This window comes from Mesorhizobium sp. M5C.F.Ca.IN.020.32.2.1, from assembly GCF_004023105.1.
GTDB classification, from domain to species: domain Bacteria; phylum Pseudomonadota; class Alphaproteobacteria; order Rhizobiales; family Rhizobiaceae; genus Mesorhizobium; species Mesorhizobium wenxiniae.
In genome coordinates, this window is sequence record NZ_RZSX01000585.1 from 1 (window position 1) to 4,159 (window position 4,159).

Annotated in this window: 4 protein-coding genes; 2 read left to right on the forward strand and 2 right to left on the reverse strand. The window is 64.4% G+C overall.

All coding sequences use genetic code 11. The features are described from left to right. Positions 1-114 precede the first annotated feature (114 nt). Together EOA86_RS24805 and hutC are read left to right on the forward strand one after the other, a co-directional pair. Positions 115-1,116, forward strand: coding sequence for an alcohol dehydrogenase catalytic domain-containing protein (locus tag EOA86_RS24805; protein WP_128344083.1), 1,002 nt, complete (start codon positions 115-117; stop codon positions 1,114-1,116). Next, positions 1,116-1,850 (forward strand): histidine utilization repressor, encoded by a 735-nt coding sequence (gene hutC / locus EOA86_RS24810; RefSeq protein ID WP_029355923.1) that lies wholly within the window; start codon positions 1,116-1,118, stop codon positions 1,848-1,850. Before EOA86_RS24805 ends, hutC begins: the two co-directional genes overlap by 1 nt. A gap of 31 nt (positions 1,851-1,881) precedes the next feature. On the opposite strand, the gene EOA86_RS24815 is transcribed toward hutC, so the two are convergent. Further along, the gene (locus EOA86_RS24815) at positions 1,882-2,091 is read right to left on the reverse strand and encodes a hypothetical protein (RefSeq protein ID WP_065007948.1); all 210 of its coding nucleotides are present in this window, start codon (positions 2,089-2,091) and stop codon (positions 1,882-1,884) included. Between the two features lie 146 nt (positions 2,092-2,237). Next, a partial coding sequence (locus EOA86_RS24820; protein ID WP_128344085.1) for an amylo-alpha-1,6-glucosidase occupies positions 2,238-4,159 on the reverse strand: 1,922 nt, incomplete at its 5' end.

Here is a 4,159-nt window from a genome sequence, read left to right on the forward strand (position 1 = left end):
GGCCTATCCGGAATTCGCGCGCCATGCCCGCACGCTTGCCCGCTACGAAGGCTTCTCCTCGCATGAACACGCCGTCTCCGACGTGCGCGACCGATATCTGGTGCGGTAGCGACGATGAAGGCTGCCAGACTCCACGCGGCGGGCGATTTGCGGGTTGAGGATGTCCCGTCTCCCGGCGAACCCGCTCCTGGCTGGGTGCGGCTCAAAGTGGCGGCTGCCGGCATCTGCGGCTCGGACCTCCACAACTTCCGCACCGGTCAGTGGATCAGCCGCGCGCCGAGCGTCGCCGGGCATGAGTTCGCCGGCGAGGTGACAGCCGTGGGCGCCGGCGTGTCCCAGTTGGCCTGCGGAGATCGGGTCGTCGCCGATTCGCGTTTCTGGTGCGGCGAATGTCCTGCTTGCCGGGCCGGCCTGCATAATGTCTGTGCCAGACTGGGCTTTGTAGGCGAGGTTTGCGACGGCGGCTTCGCGGAAGAGACGGAGCTGCCGGCGCGGCTGCTCCTGCGCCACGACCCGGCGCTCGATCCCGCAATCGCCGCCATGGCGGAGCCGCTGGCGGTCGCCCTGCACGCCGTCCGGCGACTGTCGGCGCCGGCCGGGGTGCCGGTACTTATCGCCGGTTGCGGCCCGATCGGCGGGCTGGCTGCGCTGCTCCTGTCGCGGCACGGTGAGAGGCCGGTCCTGGTCGCCGACCGCAATGCGGCGCGTGCGGATCTTGTGGCCGAGGTGAGCGGCGCGACCGTCGTCGACCTGGACGCCCTGCCCTGTGATCCCAATCTGCGCCATGCCATCGACGCGACGGGAAACGTGGCGGTGATGGCGCTACTGCTCGAGCTCCTGGCCGGGGGTGGCACGCTGGCGCTGGTCGGCATATCGCATGGCCGCCTCGATCTCGACCCCAACCTCCTGGTCGAACGCGAGACCGCGCTTGTCGGTTGCCACGCCTTCGCCGACGAGCTTGCGCCGGCCGTCGCGATGCTTGGTGATCTCGCCCCCGCGCTGTCGCGCTTCGTGTCCGAAGAGATCGTGATCGGCGAGATTCCCGCCGCCTACCAGCGCCTGATCGCAGGCACGAGCGGCGGGTTGAAGACCATCATCCGAATGGAGAGAGGATGATGATCAGGCTTCCCGAAACCGCCGGGCCCCTCTACGAAAAGGTCAAGGACTACGTGCTCGGCAACATCGGCAGCGGCAAATGGCCGAAGGACCGCAGGCTGCCTTCCGAAAACGAGCTGGTCAGCACGCTTGGCGTCTCGCGGATGACTGTGCACCGGGCGCTGAGGGAACTGACCTCGGAAGGCCACCTCCTGCGCATCCAGGGCGTAGGCACCTTCGTGGCGCCGCCGAAACCGCAATCGGCCCTCATCGAAATCAGGAACATTGCCGGCGAGATCGCCGCGCGCGGCGCACGCCACAGGGCCGAGGTCGTCGTCCTCGAGAAGATCCGCAACCCGGCGCTGGACCTCATTGTCGCCTTCGAGTTCACGCGCCGCAGACCGGTCGCCCATTCGATCATCGTGCATTTCGAAGACGAGGTGCCTGTCCAGCTCGAGGAGCGCTTTGTCAATCCGGCTCTCGCACCGGACTACCATCGGCAAAATTTCGTTGCGACCACCACCTACGACTATCTGCAGCGGGCGACGCCGCTGACGGAAGTGGAGCACGTGATCTCGGCCGTCGCCGCAGAAGAGATGGCGGCCCGCCATCTGATGATTCGGCCCGGCGACCCCTGCCTGCTCCTGCATCGGCGGACCTGGTCGGGCGCGGCGGTCGCGACCGTCAACAATCTCACCTATGTCGGCAGCCGCTATTCGCTTGGCAGCCGCTACGCGCCCTCACCCGCCGCATAGCAGCAACGGCCCGCCAAGCGGGTGGGCAGCGTCATCGGCCCAACGGCTGCCTTGATAGGGAAATCAGTTCTGCCTCGTCGATCACGCCGGCCATGTAGTTGGCAATAATGCGAGACGCGAGCGCCTCACGCTGACCAGTCGATTGACTTTCAAGCTTGAGGTGTTCGAACGCTCGAGCCAGCAGAGCCAACTCGGATGGATCAAAAATACCAGCTTCCTCAGCTTTTCGACGGATCGCCATGGCTTCCTCAAAGACGATGACTTGTCTTTGCAACGTTTCCCGCGACATTGTGTTCCTGGAGGTGCTCAAGACTAGCTTGGGCGCGCGCGCCCTTGCTAGCCATCAGCTGACAGCGGCTAACCCCAGTGGCCGCTAGCCGGCCTGCGCTAAGAGCGCACCACCAGAGGCACCAGCCCTTCATGGCGATGGTCGAGATAGCACACCACGCGGTCGCCAATGCGCTCGAAGATGAGATCAACTTTCGCCTCGCCGATGGCCAGATGGCGGATAACAATGTTGTCGATACCGATCGGCAGCCGCGGGCGTTCCACAGTGATCTCGCGTTTCCAGCCGTCGACCCGGATGCCCAGGCAGGCCTGCAGCATCATGAACGCGGAGCCTGCCGACCATGCCTGCGGCAGACATGCGACCGGGTAGGCCACCGGTGAATCGCTCGCCGCGCGCGTAAAGCCGCAAAACAGCTCCGGCAGGCGCATGTTGAAACGGACCGCCGCCTCGAACATGCCGCTCATCAGCTTCACGACGCTGTCGCGCTCGTGATAGCGGGCGAGCCCGGAGGCGCAAAGTGCGGTGTCGTGCGGCCAGATCGAGCCATTATGATATGACATAGGGTTGAATGGGATCTCGTCGTCGGCCAGTGTGCGAACGCCCCAACCGCTATGGAGATGACCAGAGAGCAGCTGGGTGGCGACTGACTGAGCCCGTTCCGCCGCCGGCAGCCCGACATAAAGCAGGTGACCGGCATTGGACGTGCGAACCGCGCATTGCTTGCCTTGTCCGTCGATTGCCAAAGCATAGAAATCGCGGTCCGGCATCCAGAAATGCGTCTCCACTGCCTGACGGATCCTCTCTGCCAGGGCGCTCCAGTGCGCCGCCTTTGCGTCGTCGCCCCGCCTGGCGGCCAGCGCCGCCATCCCTTGATATGCGGCGAAGGCATAACCTTGCACCTCAACCAATGCGATCGGTCCTTTGGGGATCGTGCCGTCGGCATGGAAGACGGCATCGGAACTGTCCTTCCAGCCTTGGTTGAACAGACCCGTGTCGGCCGCCCTGTTGTAGGTTACAAAGCCATCCCCGTTGCGGGCTCCGACCTCTTCCATCCACGCAGTGGCAGCGCCCAGGGAGTTCCACATGCGATCGACGAACGCCTCGTCTCCGGTGCGATCGGCGTAGGACGAAGCCAGGTAGACATAGAGTGGCGTGGTGTCGACGCCGCCATAGTAGCGGCCGAACGGCAGTTCGCGCAGCACGGCCATTTCCCCCTTGCGGGTTTCATGCATGATTTTGCCAGGCTCGGCATCGTCGAATACAGAGGTCTCGGTCGATTGATAGTGGGCAAGGAAGGCCAGGACCCCTCGAGCAAGGTCCGGATTGAGCCAAAGCATCTGCAAGGCGGAAATGACGCCGTCGCGGCCGAAAGCCGTCGAAAACCAAGGGATGCCGGCATACGGGTATGGCCCGGTCTCCAGATCGGTCGTCAGCAGCGCGATGTCGGCGCGCGTGCGTGTCAACCAGTCATTGAACACGCGCCCGGAGCTGAAGACGGTGGCGCCCTGCCGGCGCTTTGAGCGCATGGCGAAGCGGGCTCGCGCAGCGGCCGCGCGAAAGCGGTCGCTGGAAGGGGTTTCTTCGCTGTGGCCGACCTCCAGGTACAATGCTCTGCTGTCACGCTTTGCCACGACAATGAGGAAATCGGCGTGATCGGGGTGCACCTGATCGGGCTTGATCGAGAATGCGATGGCCGATTGACGAGCCACATTGTCGAGGCCTTCATATCGGAACGTTACGCTCGCCTCGCCGACCAGTGCGTCATGCGCGCGACCGCGGCGGCTACGCATAGTGCCGCGCACCTCGAACATGTCACGGAAATCGGCGTCGAAGTCGAGCCGGACCGGCAGAACCACCTCGCGCGCGGAGTAGTTGGTGAACTTGATGCGTTCGAACATGCGGTCCTGCCAGATGAACCGCGTCCGATCGACGTGGACGACGCCCGGCAATGCTTCGCTGCCATTCGGCCCGATAGTGGCTAGATTGGTGAGATTGGCGGTGAATAGGATGTTGTCCCTGT